This is a genomic window from Candidatus Sodalis endolongispinus, from assembly GCF_018777395.1.
Taxonomy (GTDB): domain Bacteria; phylum Pseudomonadota; class Gammaproteobacteria; order Enterobacterales; family Enterobacteriaceae; genus Sodalis_B; species Sodalis_B endolongispinus.
In genome coordinates, this window is sequence record NZ_JAFJYC010000001.1 from 600,504 (window position 1) to 624,984 (window position 24,481).

15 protein-coding genes and 6 pseudogenes are annotated in these 24,481 nt (G+C 57.9%); 16 read left to right on the forward strand and 5 right to left on the reverse strand.

Annotated features, from left to right (window positions below; translation table 11 throughout):
* Window positions 1-75 precede the first annotated feature (75 nt).
* Window positions 76-543 carry a NanQ anomerase/TabA/YiaL family protein gene (locus JZM24_RS03005; RefSeq protein ID WP_215668513.1) on the reverse strand — a complete coding sequence of 156 codons (468 nt, stop codon included), beginning with the start codon at window positions 541-543 and terminating at the stop codon, window positions 76-78.
* A gap of 358 nt (window positions 544-901) precedes the next feature.
* On the opposite strand from JZM24_RS03005, the gene pyrB reads away from it, so the two are divergent.
* From pyrB to ridA, 3 genes are all read left to right on the forward strand, one after another.
* A complete protein-coding gene (gene pyrB / locus JZM24_RS03010; protein ID WP_215668514.1) occupies window positions 902-1,846 on the forward strand; it encodes an aspartate carbamoyltransferase in 945 nt (314 codons plus the stop codon).
* A 219-nt stretch (window positions 1,847-2,065) separates the two neighbouring features.
* On the forward strand, window positions 2,066-2,530 hold the full coding sequence (gene pyrI, locus JZM24_RS03015) for an aspartate carbamoyltransferase regulatory subunit (protein WP_215668515.1): 465 nt from the start codon (window positions 2,066-2,068) through the stop codon (window positions 2,528-2,530).
* Between the two features lie 80 nt (window positions 2,531-2,610).
* Window positions 2,611-2,997 (forward strand): Rid family detoxifying hydrolase, encoded by a 387-nt coding sequence (gene ridA, locus JZM24_RS03020; RefSeq protein WP_215668516.1) that lies wholly within the window; start codon window positions 2,611-2,613, stop codon window positions 2,995-2,997.
* Here the strand turns inward: ridA and JZM24_RS03025 are convergent.
* Complete coding sequence (locus JZM24_RS03025; protein ID WP_215668517.1) at window positions 2,978-3,226, reverse strand: helix-turn-helix domain-containing protein; 249 nt, start codon at window positions 3,224-3,226, stop codon at window positions 2,978-2,980. The two genes, ridA and JZM24_RS03025, sit on opposite strands and share 20 nt — an antisense overlap.
* Before the next feature lie 398 nt (window positions 3,227-3,624).
* Here JZM24_RS03025 and JZM24_RS20020 point away from each other — a divergent pair.
* The 9 genes and pseudogenes from JZM24_RS20020 to JZM24_RS03070 all read left to right on the forward strand — a co-directional run.
* Window positions 3,625-4,161 (forward strand): annotated as a pseudogene (locus tag JZM24_RS20020) (type II restriction-modification system restriction endonuclease); the annotation flags it as partial.
* Window positions 4,162-4,163: 2 nt separating this feature from the next.
* Window positions 4,164-5,675: a DNA methyltransferase family protein gene (locus JZM24_RS03035; protein WP_215668519.1), complete on the forward strand. Its 1,512-nt coding sequence runs from the start codon at window positions 4,164-4,166 to the stop codon at window positions 5,673-5,675.
* A gap of 716 nt (window positions 5,676-6,391) precedes the next feature.
* Window positions 6,392-8,531 (forward strand): annotated as a pseudogene (gene nrdD / locus JZM24_RS03040) (anaerobic ribonucleoside-triphosphate reductase).
* A 6-nt stretch (window positions 8,532-8,537) separates the two neighbouring features.
* A pseudogene (locus JZM24_RS03045) lies at window positions 8,538-8,874 on the forward strand (4Fe-4S cluster-binding domain-containing protein); the annotation flags it as partial.
* Between the two features lie 161 nt (window positions 8,875-9,035).
* The gene (locus JZM24_RS03050; RefSeq protein WP_215668520.1) at window positions 9,036-9,497 is read left to right on the forward strand and encodes a hypothetical protein; all 462 of its coding nucleotides are present in this window, start codon (window positions 9,036-9,038) and stop codon (window positions 9,495-9,497) included.
* 189 nt (window positions 9,498-9,686) lie between these two features.
* Window positions 9,687-10,088 carry a copper-binding protein gene (locus JZM24_RS03055; RefSeq protein ID WP_246579860.1) on the forward strand — a complete coding sequence of 134 codons (402 nt, stop codon included), beginning with the start codon at window positions 9,687-9,689 and terminating at the stop codon, window positions 10,086-10,088.
* A gap of 90 nt (window positions 10,089-10,178) precedes the next feature.
* Complete coding sequence (locus JZM24_RS03060; RefSeq protein ID WP_246579982.1) at window positions 10,179-11,354, forward strand: TolC family protein; 1,176 nt, start codon at window positions 10,179-10,181, stop codon at window positions 11,352-11,354.
* A complete protein-coding gene (locus JZM24_RS03065; RefSeq protein WP_215668522.1) occupies window positions 11,351-12,862 on the forward strand; it encodes an efflux RND transporter periplasmic adaptor subunit in 1,512 nt (503 codons plus the stop codon). The genes JZM24_RS03060 and JZM24_RS03065 overlap by 4 nt, the downstream gene beginning before the upstream one ends.
* A pseudogene (locus tag JZM24_RS03070) lies at window positions 12,859-15,988 on the forward strand (efflux RND transporter permease subunit). The gene JZM24_RS03065 and the pseudogene JZM24_RS03070 overlap by 4 nt, the downstream one beginning before the upstream one ends.
* A gap of 319 nt (window positions 15,989-16,307) precedes the next feature.
* Here the strand turns inward: JZM24_RS03070 and gltP are convergent.
* Entirely contained in the window at window positions 16,308-17,606 is a 1,299-nt protein-coding gene (gene gltP, locus JZM24_RS03075; RefSeq protein WP_215669983.1) for a glutamate/aspartate:proton symporter GltP, read from the reverse strand.
* Between the two features lie 533 nt (window positions 17,607-18,139).
* Here gltP and acs point away from each other — a divergent pair.
* The 3 genes and pseudogenes from acs to JZM24_RS03090 all read left to right on the forward strand — a co-directional run bounded on the left by acs (window position 18,140) and on the right by JZM24_RS03090 (window position 22,101).
* Complete coding sequence (acs, locus tag JZM24_RS03080) at window positions 18,140-20,104, forward strand: acetate--CoA ligase (RefSeq protein ID WP_215668523.1); 1,965 nt, start codon at window positions 18,140-18,142, stop codon at window positions 20,102-20,104.
* A 62-nt stretch (window positions 20,105-20,166) separates the two neighbouring features.
* Window positions 20,167-20,453, forward strand: a pseudogene (locus JZM24_RS03085) (DUF485 domain-containing protein).
* Window positions 20,443-22,101 (forward strand): cation acetate symporter, encoded by a 1,659-nt coding sequence (locus JZM24_RS03090; RefSeq protein ID WP_215668524.1) that lies wholly within the window; start codon window positions 20,443-20,445, stop codon window positions 22,099-22,101. Before JZM24_RS03085 ends, JZM24_RS03090 begins: the two are co-directional and overlap by 11 nt.
* A gap of 229 nt (window positions 22,102-22,330) precedes the next feature.
* Here the strand turns inward: JZM24_RS03090 and JZM24_RS03095 are convergent.
* Window positions 22,331-23,011, reverse strand: a pseudogene (locus JZM24_RS03095) (LrgB family protein).
* A complete protein-coding gene (locus tag JZM24_RS03100; RefSeq protein WP_215668525.1) occupies window positions 23,001-23,414 on the reverse strand; it encodes a CidA/LrgA family protein in 414 nt (137 codons plus the stop codon). Before JZM24_RS03100 ends, JZM24_RS03095 begins: the two are co-directional and overlap by 11 nt.
* A gap of 104 nt (window positions 23,415-23,518) precedes the next feature.
* Here JZM24_RS03100 and JZM24_RS03105 point away from each other — a divergent pair, with 104 nt between their 5' ends.
* Window positions 23,519-24,436, forward strand: coding sequence for a LysR family transcriptional regulator (locus JZM24_RS03105; RefSeq protein ID WP_215668526.1), 918 nt, complete (start codon window positions 23,519-23,521; stop codon window positions 24,434-24,436).
* Window positions 24,437-24,481: the final 45 nt, after the last annotated feature.

Here is a 24,481-nt window from a genome sequence, read left to right on the forward strand (position 1 = left end):
CACCGCCTGCGCCGCCGAGGCTTAACGTGCTATCAGGCCAGGGTTTCAACCGCGGAAGTTAACGCCGCGCGCGGCTCAGACCACCCGCGCCGCATCAATCTTCACCACCGCCTTGCGAATATTCGCCGGCTCGCCCACGGCGCACAGCGGCGTATGCACTTCACCCGGGAAATACACGACAAAATCCCCCGCCTGTAGCACCACCTGTTTTTTCTGCTGGCCCGCCGGCAGAAACGCAATATCTTTTTCCACCAGCTTGTCAGTCTCCGGTTTACCCGCCGTCAGCGTGCTATAGCACTGTGCTTCGGTACCGTGCAGCAAAATCTGGATATCTAGGTATTTGGCATGATATTCGGCGCGGCGCGCCTGCCGCAGCTCCGTCACATCGTTGGAAACGATGACAAAGACTTCATTACCCTCGATATCATGTTTACCCGCCGGCGTCTCATCGTTGACGTGGCGTTTGACGTAATCGATGGCGGCGCGCAGTTTGGCGGGCAGATACGGAATGAATTCGAGATGATTGACGTTACCGGTGATCATGATATTTCCCTGAAAATGAAAAGTCGTTTTAGTGTAAAGCAAGAAACGGGTGAACGGTGAGCACAATTCATCAGTTATTTTACTCCGGCGGCAAAACGGCCCCTTCGACGTCGCTGGACATTATTTAGGCTTGAAGTAGAAATTCACCGGCGTATAATGCCGGGCAATTTGCCGGGAGGAACCATGCACAGCATCAGCACGTTGGCCTATATTCAGCTGCAAACGTTTCACGCTGGCGGCCAGGCGCCGCGGCTGCTCTCGTTATATAATGTTATTATCGCCCCTCAATGAGGGGCTTTTTTTTGCACGCAACCCGGCATCCGGCGGCATGACCGGCGCTCATAAGGAGGAAGGAAAGATGGTCAATCCCCTTTATCAAAAGCATATCATTTCTATTAACGACCTGAGCCGCGAGGAGCTGGAGATGGTATTAACCACCGCCGCGGCGCTCAAGGCCCGGCCGCAGCCGGAATTACTCAAACACAAGGTTATTGCCAGTTGTTTTTTCGAGGCATCGACCCGGACCCGCCTGTCGTTTGAAACCGCCATTCACCGTTTGGGGGCCTCGGTGGTGGGCTTCCCCGATGCCGACAATACCTCTTTGGGCAAAAAAGGCGAGACGCTGGACGATACCATCTCGGTGATAAGCACCTATGTCGATGCCATCGTTATGCGTCATTCTCAAGAGGGTGCGGCCCGCCTCGCCACCGAATTTTCCGGGCAGGTACCGATTCTTAACGCCGGCGATGGCGCTAACCAACACCCGACCCAGACTCTGTTGGATCTGTTCACTATTCAGGAAACCCAGGGCCGTTTGGATCACCTCAGCGTCGCCATGGTGGGCGATTTGAAATACGGCCGCACCGTCCATTCCCTGACGCAGGCGCTGGCCAAATTCGACGGTAACCGCTTCTATTTTATCGCCCCGCAGGCGCTGGCGATGCCGGCCCATATCCTGCATATGCTGGAGGAAAAGGGCATCGCGTACAGTCTTCACGCCAGCATTGAAGACGTGATCCCGGAGCTGGATATCCTCTATATGACTCGGGTGCGAAAAGAGCGGCTGGATCCGTCGGAGTACGCCAACGTAAAAGCGCAATTTGTTCTGCATGCCGGCGATTTGCTGCAAGCGCGCGCCAATCTGAAGGTGCTGCATCCGCTGCCGCGGGTGGATGAAATCGCCATTGAAGTGGATCATACGCCCTACGCCTATTATTTCCAGCAGGCCGGTAACGGCATTTTCGCCCGTCAGGCGCTGCTAGCCGCGGTGCTGGGCCACAATCCGGATCAACCGACGTCGTAAGGGAGCTCGGTGAGAGGGTCAGCCGTTTTTGCTCTCGCCGGCCTTGCGCCGCCGCCGCTCTGCCTTGCCTGGCGGCGCCGCTTGCGAGAGCGCGATTGCCGATAGACACCCGGACACCATCCGGCCGCGTATCGCCGTTTCCGCGCCGGGCCAGCGGCCGCGATACTGCCTAAGAGTCAACCGCCTGAACAACAACAGGCCGCATGAGGGGAACCACCCATGACGCACGATAATAAATTACAGGTTGAAGCCATTCGCCGCGGCACGGTCATCGACCATATCCCGACACAGGTGGGCATGAAACTGCTCAGCCTGTTTAAACTGACCGCCACCGATGAACGGATCACCATTGGTCTTAACTTGCCCTCCAACCAGCAGGGCAAAAAGGATCTTATCAAGCTGGAAAATGTTTTCCTGACCGAAGAGCAGGCCAATCAGCTGGCCATTTATGCGCCGCTCGCCACCGTCAACCGGATTGACAATTACGATGTGGTGCGTAAACAAACGCTTTCGCTACCGGAGCGTATCGACGGCGTGCTTACCTGTCCCAACAGTAACTGTATCAGCCGCAGCGAGCCGGTAGCGTCCGGTTTTCGCGTGCAGGTCCGCGGTCAGCAGGTGCATTTACAGTGCAAATATTGCGAGAAGGAATTTGAACACCAGGCGGTGATTCAAAACGCCTGACCGCCGTGCAGCGGCCGGTCACGTTCCCAAACTGACCGGCCGCCGTGATTTTGTTGAATGTCTTATCATCAGGAGTAGCCATGACCCGCATTATCAATACGGAAAACGCGCCGGCAGCCATCGGTCCTTATGTACAGGCGGTTGATCTGGGCAATATGGTCCTCACCTCCGGCCAAATCCCGGTATGCCCGAAAAGCGGCCAGGTCGCGGAAGCCATTGCCGATCAGGCGCGCCAATCCCTGGAAAATGTTAAAGCCATCGTCGAAGCGGCGGGCTTGCAGGTAGCGGACATCGTAAAAACGACGGTGTTTGTCAAAGACCTCAATGATTTTGCAACGGTTAACGCCACCTATGAAGCCTTTTTTACCGAACACAACGCGCCGTTTCCGGCCCGCTCATGCGTGGAAGTCGCCCGTCTGCCGAAAGATGTGAAAATCGAGATCGAAGCTATCGCCGTACGCCGCTAGGCAGAGCGCCGACAGGGCGATTACATGCATGACGGCCGCTCATGTGGTAGGCAAGCGGCGTCTGACCCATCATCTTTTTAAAGCAGGTAATGACATATTGGCTGTCGGCAAAACCGGCCTGGCGGGTGTTCTCCGCCGCCACGCTGTTGCTACCGCGTAACAGTTCGCAGGCGCGCTTGACACGTCGGGTTGGTAAGTACTCATGTATTGATCTGCCCGGCGCTAACAAACTGCTTTGACGAGCATCAGCCCATACACGCTTTCTTTACCCGGGCACCTACGCGCATTGGCGCCACGGCGTCAATGCCGTCAATGCCGCCCCGCTTTGCACTGTGCCCGGCCAGGATAATCCGGGTCGTTTGCCCAGACGATGGGCGTCAGGCGGCGCGCACCTCCCACGCGCCCTAACAACAGCCACGGTTAACCCCTGAAACGAGATGGAGCGGCAACGCGCTCTGTGGTAGGTTGAACGCCACAGGTGACAATATTGATGGAAAAGCCGTGTTCGCCGATAAAATAGAACTAACACTTGAGCATTTGTGGGCAGAAGCCGCCAACTTCGCTGCGGTTGAGAGCAAGTACGATGAACCGGCGCTATTCGGAGTGACGGACTGAAAGTCGGTCGGCACTTACCTTGAGCACAAATTTACCTCTCATCTAATGGAACGTTATCGCTTCGGGGCAGGTAATTCCGCCAACGGTATCGATCTCCCGAGCCTGAACGTCGACATTAAGGTTACGAGTATCCGACAACCGCAATCCTCCTGCCCTTATAAGTCAGCGCGGCAGAAAATTTACGGGCTCGGCTACCATCTCATTGTGTTTGTTTATGAGAAAATGGATGATCCGGCCGCGCGCACCGGCCGGCTGAACATGATGCACACCATTTTCGTCGATAAGAACCGTACCGCGGACTTTCAGATGACGCGCGGCCTGCGTCAAATCATAGACAATGACGGTAATGCGGACGATATCGTTGCTTTCATTCAGGATAAGAACCTGCCCGTTGACGAAATAGAGGCGCGCAACATCGCGGAAGCGGTACTGCACGAACCGCCGCTGCAAGGCTATCTCACCATTTCAAACGCGCTGCAATGGCGGCTGCAGTATAGCCGGGTCATATTACAGGCGGGTGCCGTAGACGGTCTGGAACGGGTGCGCTGACGATGGCCGGGAGAAAAGAGCGAAACGTCTGGCAATTTGGGGATTTTCAAACCCCGCTTGGCCTGGCGCGTGACGTCTGTGCCGTTCTAACTCGGCGCGGTATCTCACCGGGTGCAATCGTGGAACCCACTTGCGGACAGGGTACTTTCCTGCAGGCTGCCGCCGAACATTTCACCGCAGCGCGGCATCTGCTGGGCGTGGAGATTAACGCGGCGTACGTAATGGATGCCCTGCTGCGCCTGGAGAATGCCGCCCGGGTGGAGCAAGGCGACTTCTTCAGCGTCGACTGGGATGCGGTATTGGCCGGCTGTCCGGGACCCTGGTTGGTGCTGGGCAACCCGCCTTGGGTTACCAACGCCGAACTGGGTCTGCTCAAGAGCACCAACCTGCCCATCAAATGCAATTTCCAAGGCCATAAGGGGCTGGAAGCGCTTACCGGTAAGGCGAATTTCGACATTTCCGAATGGATGCTGCTCAATCAGCTCGAATGGCTGCGCGAACGCGCCGGCTGGATCGCGATGCTCGTCAAGACGTCGGTGGCGCGCAAGCTTTTGCGCCAGGCGTGGCGGCGGGCTGATCCGGTCGGTCGGGCCGCCATCTACAAGATCGACGCCATGCAGCATTTTGGTGCGGCCGTCGAGGCTTGCCTGTTTATCCTGCCGGTAGCCATGGGTGCCTCATCGCAAGACTGCGATGTATTCGCCAGCCTGCAGGCTGCGGATCCTGATGCCACCATTGGTTTCCACGACGGTTTCCTGGTGTCCGATGTACAGTCCTACACCCGTCACCGCGATCTTATTGCCAGCAACTCGCATTACATTTGGCGCTCGGGAGTAAAACACGATTGTTCAAAAGTCATGGAGCTGGCAGAAACGACTGACGGCCGGCTGACCAATGGGCTTGGGGAGCAGGTGTACCTCGAACCTGAGCTTCTGTTTACACTGCTTAAAAGCTCGGATGTGGCGAAAGGCAGGTCAAGAGCGGATCGCTTCATGATTATCACCCAAAAACAAATTGGAGAGGACACCGCTTTACTTGCCGACACCGTGCCGAAAACGTGGCGCTACCTTCTGGCCAACGCGGACAAACTCGATGCCCGGGGCAGCGTTATTTATCGGGGCAAGCCCCGCTTTTCGATATTTGGCGTCGGTGCTTATACTTTCGCGCCATGGAAAGTCGCCATCTCAGGTTTCTATAAACCGATCAATTTTATGAAAGTGGAACCGATGAATGGCAAGGCCGTGGTATTGGACGACACCCTCTATTTCCTGCCTTGCCGGGATGAAGCGGAGGCGGACTTCATTATGGGCCTGGTGCGATCACCCTCTTTCATGGAACTGCTTGGCGCCATGGTCTTCAACGACGAAAAACGGCCCATCACCGCTGAGCTGTTAAAACGCATCTCCCTTGAGCGGGTGGCGGACAAGTTGGGTAAAATCGAAGAATATTACGCGTATACTCAACAGCCGCTACCGGCACACCATCACCTTAAGCAAACCGCCGCGCAGTCGTAATCGCTGACCGGTAAAGCGACTCATTGCATTGCCCGTGCGCAGCGCCATGGCTTAAGGTCATACTGCCTGGCGCCGCGTCGTACGGCGTTATACGGCATTGGGTGCGCTGCATCGCAGTATTAGGTGCTGATACCCATGTCGTCCTGTGTTCTGCCGCATTACGTGGGATGACGCTGTGCTGTGTAGGGGTGCGCCAGTTAATCACGCCGTCAAGTCCGAATTTTTGCCCGGGAAATGGGCAAAATCCGCCTTACTCTCCTTTTTCCTGCAATTTCAAGCGTTACCGCGCAGGCGGGTAAAAATCGTGCTGTCCAGCAATTCATCCGAACATAAACTTTATTGCGCAAGGTCAATTTTTAGTGCGATCGTTACGACCCCTCTCTACATCTTGTGCCAGAATCACAGCATAGTGACTACATATAGTGCCATCCGGGCGATAAGTGACATACTACCGGCAATCGGCCCGCCGTTGCTGTGATGGATAATGACGGGCCGGAGCCTGCGGTTTTGGTGCCTGCCGGACGGTGAGTGACATGCCCCCGGCAATCGTCCCGCCGTCGCTGTGATGAATAATGACAGACCGAGGCCCGCAGTGTGCGCGCCGTTGATGCGCCCAGGGATTGGCCGGTCATCGGCAACCAGAAACACGTGTTTTTTTCAGGCGTTGCCCGCAGGCGCGGCGCTTAAACCTTTTTCGGCATACAAGGAGTCACATCGTGCAACCGGTAGTGATCAAACGGGACGGATGTCAGGTCAATTTCGATGAACAGCGTATTTTCCAGGCGGTTTTGCACGCTGCGCAAGCGGCGGGCGTAAACGACGCAGATTATTGCGCCACCGTCGCCGCGCTGGTGGCGCAGCAAATGGCGCCCCGATCCCATGTGGACATCCGCGATATCCAAGACGCCGTGGAAAATCAGCTGATGGCGGGCCCCTACAAAACCCTGGCGCGGCTGTACATCGGATACCGTCATGATCGCGATGTGGCCCGCGAGCAGCGCGGCAGATTAAACCAGGAAATCCGTGGGCTGGTGGAACAAAGCAATATGGCGCTTCTAAACGAAAACGCCAATAAAGACAGCAAAGTCATTCCTACCCAGCGCGATTTGTTGGCCGGTATTGTCGCCAAACATTACGCCCGCCAACATATCCTGCCGCGTGATGTGGTACTGGCCCACGAGAGCGGCGAAATTCATTATCACGACCTGGATTACTCGCCATTTTTCCCGATGTTCAACTGCATGCTGATCGATTTACAGGGCATGCTCACCCAGGGATTTAAAATGGGCAATGCCGAAATAGAGCCGCCGCGTTCTATTTCTACCGCCACCGCGGTCACCGCGCAAATTATCGCTCAGGTCGCCAGCCATATTTACGGCGGCACCACCATCAACCGGATAGATGAGATACTGGCGCCCTATGTCGCCGCCAGTTATGACAAGCACCGTACTATCGCCAGCGAATGGCATATTGCTGACGCGGAAGGCTACGCGCGCTCCCGCACTGAGAAAGAGTGTTACGATGCCTTCCAATCGCTGGAGTATGAAGTTAATACGCTGCATACCGCCAACGGCCAGACGCCTTTCGTCACCTTTGGCTTCGGTTTGGGCACCAGCGCGGAATCACGGCTTATCCAACAATCAATACTGCGCAACCGTATCGCCGGACTGGGTAAAAACCGCAAAACCGCGGTGTTCCCGAAGCTGGTGTTCGCTATTCGCGACGGCGTAAATCACAAATTCAGCGATCCTAATTACGATATTAAACAGCTGGCGCTGGAGTGCGCCAGCAAGCGGATGTACCCCGATATTCTCAACTATGAACAGGTTGTGAAGGTCACCGGCTCGTTTAAAACGCCGATGGGCTGCCGCAGTTTCCTGGGGCCATATGAAGAACAGGGGCAGTTGGTCCATGACGGCCGCAACAATCTCGGCGTCATCAGCCTCAATCTGCCGCGCATCGCGCTGGAGGCCAACCGGGACGAGGCGCGCTTCTGGCAATTGCTGGACGAACGGCTGCTACTCGCCAAAAAAGCGTTAATGACCCGCATCGCCCGCCTGGACGGAGTAAAAGCGCGTGTTGCGCCGATCCTCTACATGGAAGGGGCCTGCGGTGTGCGGCTGAGGGCGGATGACAATATCGCCGAAATTTTCAAACACGGCCGCGCCACCATTTCGCTGGGCTATATCGGCATTCATGAAACTATTAATGCGCTGTTTGGCAATCGGACCCACGTTTACGACAGCGCTGAGCTACGGGAGAAAGCGCTGGCGATCGTCGCGCGGTTGCAGGCGGCGACCGACAGCTGGAAGAAGGAAACCGGTTATGGTTTCAGCCTGTACAGCACCCCGAGCGAAAACCTGTGCGACCGCTTCTGCCGGCTTGACGCCGCCCAGTTCGGTATTATCGACGGGGTGACCGATAAAGGGTATTACACCAACAGTTTCCATTTAGATGTGGAAAAGAATGTCAACCCTTATGACAAACTGGACTTTGAGGCGCCCTATCCCCCTTTGGCGAGCGGCGGTTTTATCTGTTATGGCGAGTATCCCAATTTGCAGCACAATCTGGCTGGCGCTGGAAGATGTCTGGGATTACAGCTATCAGCGCGTACCTTACTACGGTACCAATACCCCTATCGATGAATGTTACGAGTGCGGCTTTACCGGGGAATTTGCCTGCACCAGCAAGGGCTTTACCTGTCCGAAATGCGGCAACCATAACCCGGCACGCGTTTCGGTAACCCGGCGGGTCTGCGGCTATCTGTGCAGCCCGGATGCGCGCCCCTTCAATGCCGGTAAGCAGGAGGAAGTCAAACGGCGCGTTAAGCATCTTTCGACCGGCGAGCTTGGCTAAGCGGCGATGAATTATCACCAGTACTACCCGGTGGATGTCATCAACGGCCCCGGTACTCGCTGTACGCTGTTTGTCTCTGGTTGCGAACATCAGTGTCCGGGGTGCTACAACAAAAGCACCTGGCGGCTTAATTCCGGTCAGCCGGTTATTGCAGCGCGTGCGCCGTGAATGTCCCGGCAAAGATGTCTGGATGTGGACCGGCTACACCCTCGGGACACTAAGTCTGGCGCAGCAACAGGTAATTACGCTGGTCGATGTGCTGGTAGACGGAAAGTTTATGCAGGATCTGCACGATCCTGCGCTTATCTGGCGCGGCAGTAGCAATCAGGTGATCCACGATTTGAATACGCTGCGCGCGGCACGCGGCGAAGCACCGCCCAATGCGGCGCCAAGCGTAGCAAGCGCCGTCGAGAAGATAGCCATTGTAGAAATTAATACCGTCACAGCCATGGGCGACGTCACCGCCCCCAGGCAGTAATCCAAGCGGCGGAAACAACCGCCGCGATGGCTGTAGCCCAAGAGACGGAAACCGCCATGGTGAGGGCAACAACCGAAGCGACGGAAACCGCCATTGTCAGGCTTCGCAGCCGCCGCCGGCGGATTGCCTGGCAGTGCATGCTGTTTATCTGGCTGTGGATGAACGCGCAACTGGCGCTGGCCAGCCACGATTGCAATCTGAAACCCATCTCGCTGCCGCCCAGCATTCAGCATAGCGAAGGCATGATACACAGTGTCATTCCGCAGCCGGGCCACACCCTGACCTCCGAACCGATCTGTGATAAACACTGCGTGCCGGATTCGGTGCAGCAGGATAATCAACACGCCCCGCTGATCGCATTGCCGAACAGCGCCAGACTGAGTCTTATCGACCGGCATGAGCCGCCGCAGCTGCATACCGTTGCCTGGCTAATGCCCCCCATTGCGGGACCGCCGGCGGAAGAGAAATTCTGCCGTTACCGGGAATAACCACCTGACCAAACGCCACGGGTTGCCGTCGCAAACTTTGCGCCGGCAGGAAATGACTTTTGCTCAGGAATTATTCTCATGCGTATTTTATTGCTCAGCGCTAGCGCTGTTGTAAGCTTATTTTTTGTTTTCTCACCGCTGACCGCAGCCGCAGCCGTAACGCCCGCCTGCGCCGACGATGCTGCCGCTATGGCGCAGACGATGTACAACCACCCCGCTACCCTCGCCACCTCGCACATGACCACCGCCGAGGATGCTGCCGCTATGGCGCAGACGGTGCACATCCACCCCGCTACCCTCGCTACTCCCCCCATGACCACCGCCGACGCCCGGGAGATACAGCAGGCCGCTGTCGATACCGCCACAGCCACCTATAGCGCCCAGGGCGCTATCGCGCGCTGGGGAGATCACGAAGTCGCCATCGCCCACCAGGCGATCCCCGCCCTCAGATGGCCACCGATGACGATGACCTTTGCGCTGCCGGACGCGCTGGCGTCCAGGCCGCTGGCCAAGGGTAGCGCGGTGAACTTCAGTTTCCGCCTGCAAGACGGCACCTATACCGTTAGCGATATTCAGCCCGTCCAGCCCTGAGCGAGGAAAATCATGCTGTTACCGTGCCGATACTCTCGGGCATGGCTGGTTCTCGCGCTCCTGTTCTCGACGGCTGCCAACGCCGAAGAGATGGGATTGTCTGAGTCACTGGTCCGTGCCGAACGCTACTCAGCGGATTTATCCGCCACCGTTTATCAACGTCAGGCGCTGGAGAAGCAGGCCGACACCGCCAGCCAATTGCCGGATCCGCAGCTCAAATTCGGTATTGAAAATGTCCCGGTGGGCGGCAGTAACGATCGCCGCTTTACTCGGGAAGGGATGACCATGAAGCGCGTGGGCATCATGCAAGACTATATCAGCCAGACCAAACGCGATCGCAAATCAGACGCCATTCGCGCCGAAGCGGACGCCGTCTCGGCCAATTATCAGCGTCTGCGCGCGCAGCTCCAGCGCGACACCGCACAAGCCTGGCTGGATCTGGCGTTATCGCAGCGCGCCGTGGAGAGCGCCGTCCGGCTGGCGGCGGAAAGCGAGCGACAACTCAGCGTCAGGCGCGCCGGCGTAGCAGCCGGAGCGAATGCGGCCGCGGTGCTGGATGCGCGTCTGGCGTTAAGCGCCATGCGCGATACCGTCACCGATGCCCGGCGCGATGTGGCGCTGGCGCAAGCGCGTCTCACGCAGTTAACCGGCGTCACTCAAGTGCAACCTGCGGGCGCATGGCCGCACTTCGAGCGCCTGCCGGCGGATTTGAATGTGCTCACCCAGGGGATTTCTTCGCACCCGGAAATTTTGCAGGCACGCCGGGAAGCGGACGTCGCGCAGGCCCGCTCGGCCCAATCGGCCGTGGCCGCGCTGCCCGATGTCGGTGTTGAAGTGTATCACGCCCAGCGCGCAAGCGGCTATGACGATATGGCCGGCGTCATGTTCACGGTCGATCTGCCGCTATTCCAATCGCAGCGCCAGGATAAAGACCATGCGGCCGACCGGGCGCGCACCTTTGAAGCCAACGATCGGCTGGCGCTCGCCATCCGCGATCATACCGCGCAATTACAGGCGCTGGTCGCCCGCTACCAGGCGTCACAAAGCCGCTGGCGACGGCAAACCCAGGACGTTCTGCCGCTACAGCGCCAGCGCGTTGCGCTGACCCAGGCGCAGTATCGCAGCGGTAGCGCCGGTCTGGCGGAGCTACTTGAGGCGCGACAGGCGCTCTTAAGCAGCGAACTGGAGGAAAACCGCGCCGCCCGACAATTGGCCCAGGACTGGGCCGCCATCCGCTATTTGATTCCCGAGGAGAACAGGTTATGACCCCCTCTGTTACCCGCCGTACCGGCGCCATCGCGCTGGCGGTGGCCGGGCTAATGGCGGCATTCGCCGCCGGTTACGCGCTGCATCCGGCCGCGCCGGAACAGGCCGCCACTGCGCAACAGGCCCCCCGTGACGGCAATCGCAAAGTGCTGTACTGGTACGATCCCATGGTGCCCGGTCAACGCTTCGACCAACCCGGCAAATCGCCCTTTATGGATATGCCGCTGACGCCCCGCTATGCCGACGAGACACCAGACCAAGGCGGCATCACCATTGGCGCCCGCCAGCAGCAAAACCTGGGGGTGGCCGTGGCCGCGGTGCAGCAAAGCACGTTGTCGCAGGACCTGGACGCCTTCGGTACCGTCAATATCGATGAGCGCAGCTTACGTATAATCCCGGCACGCGCCGGCGGACTGGTGGATAAATTGTACGTGCGCGCCGAACAGCAGCGCGTAACACAAAATCAGCCGCTGGCGCAATTGTGGATCCCCGAATGGAGCGCCGCACAGCAGGAATATTTGGCGATAAGGCAATTGGGAGACCGTCAATTAACGGCCGCCGCACGCCAGAAACTGCAATTACTGTTAATGCCGGAAGACGTCGTCCGCGCGGTTGAGCGCAGCGGACAACCTCAGACCCGCCTCACGCTGCGTTCGCCGGCCAGCGGCTTCATCAACAAATTGTCGGTGCGCGAAGGCAGCCAGGTCACCGCCGCGCAGCCGATGTTTGAGCTGGCGTCGTTAGATCCGCTGTGGCTGGTGGCCGATTTTCCGCAGGCGCAGGCCAGCGCCGTCGCGGCGGGCGATGAAATTATCGCTACCAGCGCGCGCTGGCCGGGCAGGCGTTTTCACGGACGCGTCGAGGAGTTGCTGCCGCTGGTAGAAAACAGTACCCGTACCTACCGGGCACGTATCGCCATCGATAATCATGACGCTCGCCTGCAGCCGTGGATGTACATGCGGGTACAGCGGGCCGACGGCCGCGGTCAGAGTGAAACCGTGCTGACGGTTCCGCAAGACGCGCTGGTGCAAACCGGCAGCCGTAATACCGTGCTGCTGGCCGAGGGTAACGGTTATTTCCGGCCTATTGAGGTCACCGCCGGGCGCAGTTTGGGCGATCGGGTGGAAATCATCAACGGACTGCATGCCGGCGATAAGGTAGTCACCGCCGGACAATTCCTGATTGACTCCGAAGCCAGTCTGCGTGGCGCTTTACCGCAGTTGGCAGGCGCGGCGGCGCCAGCAGAGTCCGCCGGCGGCGGTGGTACAACCACGCCGCAAATCTACCGCGGGGATGGCACGCTGAAAGCGCGTCACGGTCAACGGGTTACCCTCGCCCACGGCGCCATCGCGGCGCTGGGTTGGCCGGCGATGACCATGGATTTTATTTTGCTCAAGAGCGGTATGCCGCCGGCGATCAACACCGGTAGCCGGGTGCAATTCGCGTTTACGCTAGACGACAACGGCGCGCAGCTTACCGACATCGCTCCGGTAAGGAGCGGCCAATGATCGCCTTTATCATTCGCTGGTCACTGCGAAATCGGCTGTTGGTCATCTTGGCGGCGCTACTGCTGGCGGTCTGGGGCATTTGGTCTTTGCAACTGACACCGATGGACGCGCTGCCGGACTTGTCCGATGTCCAGGTCATCGTCCGGGTCAATTATCCCGGCAAAGCGCCGCAGGTCGTCGAGGATCAGGTCACCTGGCCGTTGACGACCACCATGCTGTCGGTGCCTGGCGCGACCACCGTGCGCGGCTTTTCCATGTTTGGCGACGCCTATATCTACGTGCTATTCGCCGATGGCACCGACCCCTACTGGGCGCGCTCGCGGGTGCTGGAATATCTGAGTCAGACGCAAGCGACGCTACCGGCGGAAGCCCGTGCCGGCCTGGGGCCTGATGCCACGGGCGTCGGCTGGGTTTATGAATACGCGCTGGTAGATCGCAGCGGCCGGCATAATCTGGCGGAGCTGCGCGCATTACAGGATTGGGTAATCAAATTCGAGCTGAAAACCGTGCCCAACGTGGCGGAAGTCGCCAGCCTGGGCGGGATGGTGCGGCAATATCAAATCGTGTTGTTGCCGGACAGAATGCGCGCGCTGAATATCAGCCATCAGCAAATCATCGAGGCGGTTCAGCAGGCCAACCAGGAAGGCGGCGGTTCGGTGCTTGAGATGAGCGAAGCCGAGTATATGGTGCGCACCTCCGGCTATCTCAAAACGCTGAATGATTTTAACCACATTGTCATCGACGCCCGCGGCGGTGTGCCGGTGTTGTTGTCCGATGTCGCGCAGGTCCGGCTCGGGCCTGAGATGCGCCGCGGCGTCGCGGAGCTGAACGGCGAAGGAGAGGTCGCCGGCGGTATCGTGGTTATGCGCTATGGCAAAAATGCCCTCGATACCATCAACGGCGTCAAAAACAAGCTGGCGGAAATCCGCCGCAGCCTGCCGCCTGGCGTCGAAATTGTGCCGGTCTATGACCGAGCCCACCTGATTGAGCAGGCGATTGACTCTTTATCACATAAACTGCTGGAAGAGTTCATCGTTGTGGCGTTGGTGTGCAGCCTGTTCCTGTTCCACTTCCGCTCGGCGCTGGTAGCGATAATCACGCTCCCGCTCGGCATACTCGGCGCATTCATCGTCATGCGCTATCAGGGGATTAACGCCAATATCATGTCGCTCGGCGGAATTGCCATTGCCATCGGCGCCATGGTCGACGCCGCCATCGTGATGATCGAGAATATGCATAAGGTGCTGGAACAATGGCGCCATGACCATCCCGGTAAGACGCCATCAAACGACGATTATTGGCGGATCTCCGCCCGCGCCGCGACCGAAGTGGGTCCGGCGTTGTTCTGTAGTCTGCTTATCATCACGTTATCGTTCATACCGGTTTTCTCGCTGGAGGCACAAGAGGGTCGGATGTTCAGCCAGCTGGCGTTCACCAAAACCTACTCCATGGCGATCGCTGCTGGGCTCGGCATTACGCTGGTACCGGTACTGATGGGGTATTTTATCCGCGGCCGCATTCCCGACGAGGGGGCCAATCCGCTCAACCGCTGGCTAATCGCACTTTATCGCCCCTTGCTCAATCTGGCGCTGGCCTGGCCCTGGGCCACGCTTGGCCTGTCGCTGGCGCTGCTGGTCATTACCCTCTTTCCACTGAGCCGGCTCGGCAGCGAGTTCATGCCGCCACTGGACGAAGGGGATCGGCTGTATATGCCCTCGACCCTACCCGGCATCTCAGCGCGCGAAGTCGCGCGGCGGCTTCTGCAGCAAACCAACCGGCTTATTAAAACCGTGCCGGAAGTGGAGACGGTGTTCGGCAAAGCGGGGCGGGCCGACACCGCCACCGATCCGGCGCCGCTGACCATGCTGGAAACAACGATCCATTTCAAACCCAAAGTTAAGTGGCGACCGGGAATGACCATGGAAAAACTGGTGCGCGAGTTGGATAACACCGTCTCACTGCCCGGCATTGCCAACGTGTGGGTGCCACCCATCCGCAACCGGTTGGACATGCTGGCCACCGGTATCAAGAGCCCGGTCGGCATCAAGGTTAACGGCAATAACATTGACCAGATAGAAGCGGTGGCACAGCAAATCGAGCGGGTAGTGCGCCAGGTGCCAGGCGTCACCTCAGCCCTGGCTGAACAATTGAAGGGCGGCCGCTATATTGATGTTGATATCGACCGGGTGAGCGCGGCACGCTATGGCATGACGGTGCAGGCGCTGCAATCGTTGGTCGCCGCGGTCGGCGGCGGCGAGAATATCGGCCAAACGATCGAGGGGCGCGAGCGTTATCCGATTAATGTGCGTTATCCGCGCGAGCTGCGGGATTCGGTGCAAAAGCGGCGCGATCTTCCGGTGATTACCGCCGCCGGCGCACAGGTCACCTTGGGTGATTTGGCTTCTATCCGCGTCAATGACGGGCCGCCGATGTTGAAAAGCGAGAATGCCCGGCTCTCGAACTGGATCTATGTGGATCTGCGTGGCCGGGATTTGAAATCGGCCGTTCTGGAGATGCAGAAGGTGGTGGCGCAACAGGTCAAGCTGACCGATGGCGTGTCGCTAAGCTGGTCCGGGCAATTTGAGTATCTGGAGCGCGCCAGCGCCAAACTGAAAATTGTGCTGCCCTTCACCTTGGCGATCATCTTTGTTCTGCTGTATATCACTTTCAATCGAGTGCGCGATGCGCTGCTTATCATGGGCACGCTGCCGTTTGCGCTGATAGGCGGCGTGTGGTTGCTCTATCTGCTGCACTAATCTGTCGGTGGCGGACGCGGTGGGCTTTATTGCGCTGGCGGGCGTGGCGGCGGAATTTGGCGTGATCATGGTGCTGTATCTCAACCATGCGCTGGTCAAGCACCGCGATGAAAACGGGCGGCTGGACGAGCAGGCTTTGCTGGCGGCTATCCGCGATGGCGCGGTACTGCGTGTGCGGCCGAAAGTGATGACGGTGGCGACTATCATGGCCGGTCTGCTACCGATCATGTGGGGCGGCGGCGTGGGCTCGGAGGTCATGCAGCGCATCGCCGCGCAGATGGTCGGTGGGATGGTCAGCGCGCCGCTGCTGTCGATGCTGGTCATTCCCGCGCTGTATAAGCTGTTGCATCGCCATGGCCGAAAGACGTGACGGAAGCTTGCGGGCCGGCGGGTGAACTGTCCGCCGTGAAAGCACATACTGCCGTACATCTTCACCTTCACTGGTTGCGCAGCAAAAAAAGCCTGATGTCATTAACATCAGGCTTGGCAGGTGCCCCGCTCCGCGTTCGCGTCGCCAGACCGGCGAGCGCAACAACCCCTCTTCCGCAGGCTTCTGCTTCGCGAACTTAGCACTTCACCGCGCCGCGCGACGGGGGCTCTCACGCAGGCCCCGGCTCCGCGTCCGGCTGACAGGGGCGAGCATTGCCCCCGTTGCCAAAGCGTAAGGGTCGTTTGCCGGAGCATAAAGGTCAGTCCCGGGTTCCCAACATCTCTTTTTCATATGCCAGCGCCTGTACGCTGTCGTACTGATTTTCCCATTTGGAAATCACCAATACCGCTAGCGCATTCCCCACCACATTGAGCGCGGTGCGCGCCATATCCAGAATACGGTCGACACCGGCGATAAACGCCAGCCCCTCCAGCGGAATACCAACGCTACCCAATGTCGCCAGCAGCACCACAAAGGACACGCCCGGTACCCCCGCGATCCCTTTGGAAGTGACCATCAGCGTCAGCACCAGCACCACCTCCTGGCCCAGAGACAGCTCAATGCCGTAGAGCTGGGCGATGAAAATAGCGGCAATGCTCTGATATAGAGTAGAACCGTCCAGATTGAACGAATAACCGGTCGGTACCACGAAGCCGGTGATGGCCGCCGGCGCGCCGTAGGCCTCCATTTTTTCGATAATACGTGGCAATACGCTTTCCGAACTGGCGGTAGAAAAGGCCAGAATTAACTCTTCCTTTAAAATGCAAATCAATGTCCAGATACGCAATCGGCAAAGCCGCGCCACGGCCCCAAGCACCACCAGCGCAAAAAAGATAATCGCGCCATACACCAGCACTACCAGTTTGGCCAACGGCAGTAGCGAGGCGAAACCAAAGGTCGCCACGGTGACCGAAATCAGCGCAAATACCCCTACCGGCGCATAGCGCATCACCATATGCGTGACTTTGAACATTGTTTCCGCCACCGCATTAAACACATTAAGTAACGGCGCGCGGGTATTTTCCGGCAGTGAGGCCAGGCCCAGGCCGAATAATACGGAGAAGAAGATGATCGGCAGCATATCACCCTTCGCCATCGAGGCGAAAATATTTGCCGGAATAAGCGATAAGAGAGTACTCACCAGACTATGACCACCCGATTGCACTGCGACAGTGGTCTGTTCATATTTTGAGATATCCACTACCGCCAGCGTCGACATGTCGATCCCATGGCCGGGATGGAACACGTTGGCAAGGGTAATCCCCAGAATAATCGCCAGGGTGGTGATTATCTCGAAATACAAGATAGTCTTAAATCCGATGCTACCGAGCTTTTTAGCATCGCCAATCCCGGCAATGCCGACAACCAGCGTAGCCACCACGATGGGCACCACGATCATTTTAATCATGCGGATAAAAATATCCCCGGCCGGCGAAAGTATGTTGGTTATCATCCAATCACGTAATTCGCCCTGGTTATGAAGTACTGCACCAAGGAGAATGCCGAGGATTAAGGCAACAAGAATTTGCCAGGCGAGCGTTATCTTTAACTTTTTCATAACAATAGTGCTTTCCATAGTAGGCCCCACCGTGACGAACACCTGTCCATCTCCGTCACCGGCTTCACTTATTTACCGCTTATGATCATATGAAGCGGGGGCGCTTTAAAAAGTTGGTCTAAATCGAAAATCTCAAAAACATTGTACATGCGGGCGTCTGCTTAAGACTTGATTTATAAGAGCTTTCGACAATTTTTTCCGTTATTCCCTGCATTTTACAAGAGATTAACTTTAACTCTCTGTTATTAAAGGGTTAATTAATAGAAAACGCGCTGAAATTGCTGCTATCAGACACGCTACCCGCCTTTATATACGCTTTTTAAACAGAAGAAAATGATAAATATCGCTGAAATTACCTTGAGAAGGTCATTAGCGCCTGTTATCCCAGTGCTGACGGGGGTATGTTTTTTTTGCTGACGCAGTGACCCTGCAGGTGATGCGTGATCTGTCGCGCAAAAAAGAAACAAAGCCAATTCAAGGAGGTTTAATTAACCAAGGGTTGACATATTATTAACAAATACAAGGAGGAAACTATGAGCCAACCCCATCGTTACCCGATTCCCGCCAGCCTCGCGGAACGTACGCTGGTCTCTGCGGAGCAATATCGGAAATTATATCAGCAGTCTATCAACGATCCCGATTCCTTTTGGCGGGAATACGCCCAGATTGTGGAATGGATAACCCATTTTCGGACGGTGAAAAATACCACCTTCGATCCTGGCCATGTCAATATTCGCTGGTTTGAAGACGGCACACTCAATGTGGCCGCCAACTGTCTCGATCGGCATTTGCAGGAGCGGGGCGACCAGACCGCCATTATCTGGGAGGGGGATGACGCCAGTCAAAGCAAAACCCTGACCTATCGGCAATTACATCAGGCGGTGTGCCGCTTCGCCAATGTTTTAAAGGCGCAAGGGATCGGCAAAGGGGATGTGGTGGCCCTTTATATGCCAATGGTGCCGGAAGCGGCGGTGGCGATGCTTGCCTGTGCGCGCATCGGCGCCGTTCACTCGGTCATTTTCGCCGGTTTTTCGCCGGAGGCGATCGCCGGTCGCATCATCGATTCCAGCGCCAAACTGGTGGTAACCGCCGACGAGGGGCTGCGCGCCGGTCGGAAAATACCCTTGAAGAAAAACATCGACGATGCGTTAAAGCATCCGGCGGTGAAAAGCGTTAACCGGGTCATCGTCTTCCACCGTACCGGCACCGGCAATGAGATTGACTGGCAACCCGAGCGGGATGTGTGGTGGCACGATGCCATCGACGGCGCCGACGATACCTGCCCGCCCGAGGCGATGGGGGCGGAGGATCCGCTGTTTATTCTCTATACCTCCGGCTCCACCGGCACCCCGAAAGGGGTGCTGCATACTACCGGCGGCTATCTGGTTTACGCCGCCACGACCTTTAAATACGTATTTGACTATCACCCCGGCGATGTTTATTGGTGTACCGCCGACGTCGGCTGGGTAACGGGGCATAGCTATCTGCTGTACGGCCCGCTGGCCTGCGGCGCTATTACCCTGATGTTCGAGGGCGTGCCCAACTGGCCTGACGCCAGCCGCATGGCGCAGGTGGTGGACAAACATCAGGTGAATATTCTCTATACCGCGCCCACCGCCATTCGCGCGCTGATGGCCGAAGGTGACAAGGCGATAACCGGTACGCATCGTTCGTCGCTGCGGATCATGGGTTCTGTGGGTGAACCCATCAATCCTGAAGCCTGGGAGTGGTATTACCATAAGATTGGTAACGGCCGCTGCCCGATTGTTGATACCTGGTGGCAGACCGAAACGGGCGGCTTCATGATCACCCCGCTACCGGGCGCCATGGCGCTGAAACCCGGCTCGGCGGCGGTGCCGTTTTTCGGCGTCCAGCCCGCGCTGGTAGATAACGCCGGCACGCCTGTCGATGGCGCCGGGGAAGGCAATCTGGTCATCACCGACGCCTGGCCCGGTCAAGCGCGTACGCTCTATGGCGATCACGATCGGTTCGAGCAGACCTATTTCTCCACCTTCAAAGGCATGTATTTCAGCGGGGACGGCGTCCGGCGCGATGAAGACGGTTATTATTGGATAACCGGCCGCGTCGATGACGTACTGAACGTTTCCGGCCACCGCCTCGGCACCGCCGAGATCGAATCGGCTTTGGTGGCACATCCGAAAATTGCTGAAGCGGCGGTGGTGGGGATCCCGCACAACATTAAAGGCCAGGCGATTTACGCTTATATCACCCTCAACGCGGGCGAAACGCCGACGCCTGAGCTGTATAACGAGGTCCGCGCCTGGATGCGTAAAGAAATCGGCGCGATCGCCACCCCCGATGTTCTGCATTGGACCGATTCGCTGCCGAAAACCCGCTCCGGAAAGATAATGCGCCGCATCTTGCGTAAGATTGCCGCCGGCGACACCGGCAATCTGGGCGACACCTCAACGCTGGCCGATCCTGGCGTGGTCGAAAAACTGCTGGAAGAAAAACATAGTCTTACCTTGCCTTCGTAACCCTCCGCCACCTCCGGGTGGCTTTTTTCTATCGTACCTCTGACCCTACTGGAGGATCCCTGATGAATGAGATCATTTATCAACGGATACAGAGCAATCCGCGTTTTCAAGAACTGGTGAGCAAACGCCAGCGTTTCGCCTGGTTGCTTGCCCTTATCATGCTGGTGCTGTATTACGGTTTCATCCTGCTTATTGCTTTCGCGCCAGATTGGCTGGGAACGCCATTGCACCCCGGCACCAGCGTAACCCGCGGCATACCGCTCGGCATCTGGTTGATTTCATTCGCGCCAACGGCGAGTTCGACCGTCTGACCCAACAGCTTTTGCGCGAGGTGCAGCATGACCAATAACGCCCGCTGGACATTGGCGCTGCCGCTGGCGGCCTGTCCGCTACTGATTCAGGCAGAAACGGTTAATGGCGCGGTCCAGCGCCAACCGCTGAATATTCAGGCCATCATACTGTTTGTATTGTTCGTCGCCGCCACGCTGTATATCACCTATTGGGCGTCGAAACGCACCCGTTCGCGGAAAGATTATTACACCGCCGGCGGCAATATCACCGGGTTGCAAAACGGCCTGGCCATCTCCGGCGATTTCATGTCCGCCGCGTCATTCCTCGGCATTTCGGCGCTGGTCTACACGTCGGGCTATGACGGGCTGATTTATTCCCTCGGTTTTCTCGTGGGCTGGCCGATCATTTTATTTTTGATAGCCGAACGGCTGCGCAATCTGGGGCGTTATACCTTCGCCGACGTCGCCTCTTACCGGTTGCAGCAAAAACCGATCCGCACCCTGTCCGCCTGCGGCTCGCTGGTGGTGGCGCTGTACCTGATAGCCCAGATGGTGGGCGCAGGCAAGCTGATACAGCTGTTTTTCGGCCTTAATTATCATATCGCCGTGGTCCTGGTGGGCATCCTGATGGTGTTGTATGTCCTGTTCGGCGGCATGCTGGCCACGACCTGGGTACAAATCATCAAGGCGGTGCTGCTGCTGGCCGGGGCGAGTTTCATGGCGCTGATGGTGATGAAGACCGTCGGTTTCAGCTTTAACCGGCTGTTTGCCGACGCCATGGCGGTACACGGCAAAGGCGCGGCAATTATGCGCCCCGGCGGCCTGGTGGCCGACCCCGTCTCGGCGCTGTCGCTGGGTCTGGCGCTGATGTTCGGCACGGCGGGCCTGCCGCATATTCTGATGCGCTTTTTCACCGTCAGTGATGCCCGCGAGGCGCGTAAAAGCGTGTTTTATGCCACCGGGTTTATGGGCTATTTCTACTTTCTGACCTTCATCATCGGCTTCGGTGCGATTTTGTTGGTGGGCGCTAACCCCGCCTTCAAAGACAGCGTCGGCGCGCCGCTAGGCGGCAACAATATGGCGGCGGTGCATCTGGCTAACGCCGTCGGCGGCAATTTCTTCCTGGGCTTTATCTCGGCGGTGGCTTTCGCCACTATTCTGGCGGTGGTGGCGGGGTTGACGCTGGCCGGCGCCTCGGCGGTGTCGCACGATCTGTACGCCAGCGTGATAAAAGCGGGAAAAGCAACGGGGCGCGACGAGCTGCGGGTGTCGAAAATTACCGTCGTGGTGCTGGGTTTTGTGACTATTGGTCTCGGCATTTTGTTTGAGAATCAAAATATCGCTTTTATGGTCGGTCTGGCGTTTTCCATCGCCGCCAGCTGTAATTTCCCCATCATTTTGCTGTCAATGTATTGGCGCCGCCTGACGACTCGCGGCGCAATGATCGGCGGCTGGCTGGGGCTCATCACCGCGGTGGTGCTGATGATCATCGGTCCGACAATCTGGGTGCATGTGTTGGGGCACGCCAAACCGATTTACCCTTATGAATACCCGGCACTGTTCTCGATGCTGGTGGCATTTATCGGCACTTGGCTGTTTTCCATTACCGATCATTCGGCGCAGGGTGCCAGGGAGCGCGAGCTGTTTATGCCGCAATTTATACGTTCCCAGACCGGTATCGGCATTTCCACTGGCGCGGACCATTAGCCGCTCATCCCGCAACACGCAGCTTTGGTCGCGCCCGTCATGGCGCGGCCTCGATAAGAAGCCTGGGAGTGCTTACTCTGTCTGATGGAGCCGCGTAAGGGTAACATTCGTTGAGGGAGCCGGGATGGAGGGCGATGGTTCGCCCGGGATCACTGCGGGTGACGGGCTGGAGGATGATAGATAACACCGTAGCGTAACGGTAGCCGCACCGGGATGACTCAGTTGACCACTACCACATGATATGGCCGATCACCGGCGCAAACAGCACCGTAACCACCCCGGCCAGCATCATTACCAGGCTGGACACCACCCCTTCCCGTTGCACCATCTCATAAGCGCGGGCGGTGCCGGCGCCGTGGGACGACGCACCTAACCCCGCTCCTCTCGCCACGTCTGCCCGTACCGCCAGACGCAAAAACAAGATATCGCCAACCGCCATGCCGAATACGCCGGTTATCACCACGAACCGCGCCACCAGATCCGGTTGACCGCCCACTTGCTCCGCCGCGGCCAGCGCAAACGGCGTGGTAATCTAGCGTACCGACAGACTGCGTTGCACCACTTCCGACAGCGCCAGCCAGACCGAGCTCGCCACCGCCACCACGGTTGAGGTAATGACGCCGGCGCTTAACGAAAGCCAGTGGCGGCGGATAATGGCCATATTTTCATAAACCGGCACCGCAAAAGCGATGGTGGACGGCCCCAACAGCCATAGCAACCAGCGGTTCTCCCCCATATAGTGCTGGTATGAGACATGGGTCAGCACCAGCAACAACGCCAGCACCGCCGGGGTAAAAATCAGCGGCATCAGCGGTAAATGGTGAAAACGGCGATACAATTGTTTATTGAAGAAATACAGCAGCAGCGTCACCAACAGACACAGCGCGCCCAGCATAAAATCACTGCTCATGCCGTTTCCTGCGCGCCAGCCACAGCTCAAAACGGTAGACCCGGTCCACTACCAGCGCGGTGATCCCCAGTACCAGCGCGGTGCTCAACGCGATAACCAGAAAGATACGCCAGCCCTCCACGCGCAATAATTGGCTGTAATTCACCACCGCCGGCACAAAGAACAACAACATTTCCGCCAGTAACCAGCGTGCGCCGTCGCGCACCCACCCCAGGGGAAGAATGCGCAATAAAATCAAGGCCAGCAACAGGAACATGCCGACGATATTGGCCGGCAGCGGTAAATGAAAACGCAGCACCAGCTGCTGCGCCAGCAGAAATAGTCCGACGTATAGCGCGACCTGCAGCGGCACCTGCACGCGAGACCAACGCGGTGGGGCAACGAGGCGCCCGGTCAGCGACATAACACTACCCTTAACAATGTGAGATTGCTCACAGTATAGGCGGCTGGTAAATATTGCTGAAAATGAATTAATATCATGGGAATCATGCCCTGTAGGAATAGTTCATGGATATTCGTACGCTGCGCTATTTTGTCGAGGTAATCCGGCAACAAAGCTTTACCCGGGCGGCCGCCAAACTCTATGTCACCCAACCCACCATCAGCAAAATGCTCAAACATCTGGAAGATGAGCTGGATTGCCGGCTAATCGTAAGTGAAGGGCGCACGTTAAAGATGACCGATAGCGGCCGGGCGCTTTATCAGCGCGGTTTGACGATCCTCAATGAGTTCGGGCAATTACAGGCGGAGCTCGAGGATGTTAACGCCCTGCGCAAGGGACGGCTGCGGCTGGGCATCCCCCCGATGGTGGGGACGCAAATGGCGGAGCTTATCGGCGATTTCCGCCAGCGCTACCCGGGTATCGAGCTGGAGATAGCCGAATTTGGCGGCGTCACCATGCAACAGGCGGTGCTGGCCGGCGATTTGGATCTGGCGCTGACCGCGCTGACTGCCGAGGTCGATCCCGATCTAGCCGCGCTGCCGCTATTTAGCCATCCGTTGTGTGCAGTCGTGCCGCGGCGCGCGCCCTGGTTGACGCGGCGCCAGGTCCCGTTTACGGCATTGGGCGAGTGGCCGGTATTAATATATAACGAAGATTTTTCGCTGTACCGGCAATTGCTTAACGCTTTCGACGCGGCCGGGATTGAACCGCAAATTGCGGTGCGCAGCGGACAGTGGGATTTTCTGGCGTCGATGGCGGCGGCGGGCATTGGTATAGCCGTGCTGCCGGAACCGCTTTGCCGCCGGCTGGATAGCCAACGTCTGCTGTGGTTGCCGCTGATGCCGCAAATGCTGTGGCAATTAGGGCTTATCTGGCGCCAGAACAGCTATTTGTCCCATGGCGCTCAGGCGTGGATCGTCGCCTGCCACGAACGCGGGCCCCCCGGCGAGCGGCCACGAGCCATCGCGCCAGACGCGCCCTAGTTACTTGGACGCGGTTCATCTCCAGCAGCGAGCGCTGCCCCCGGC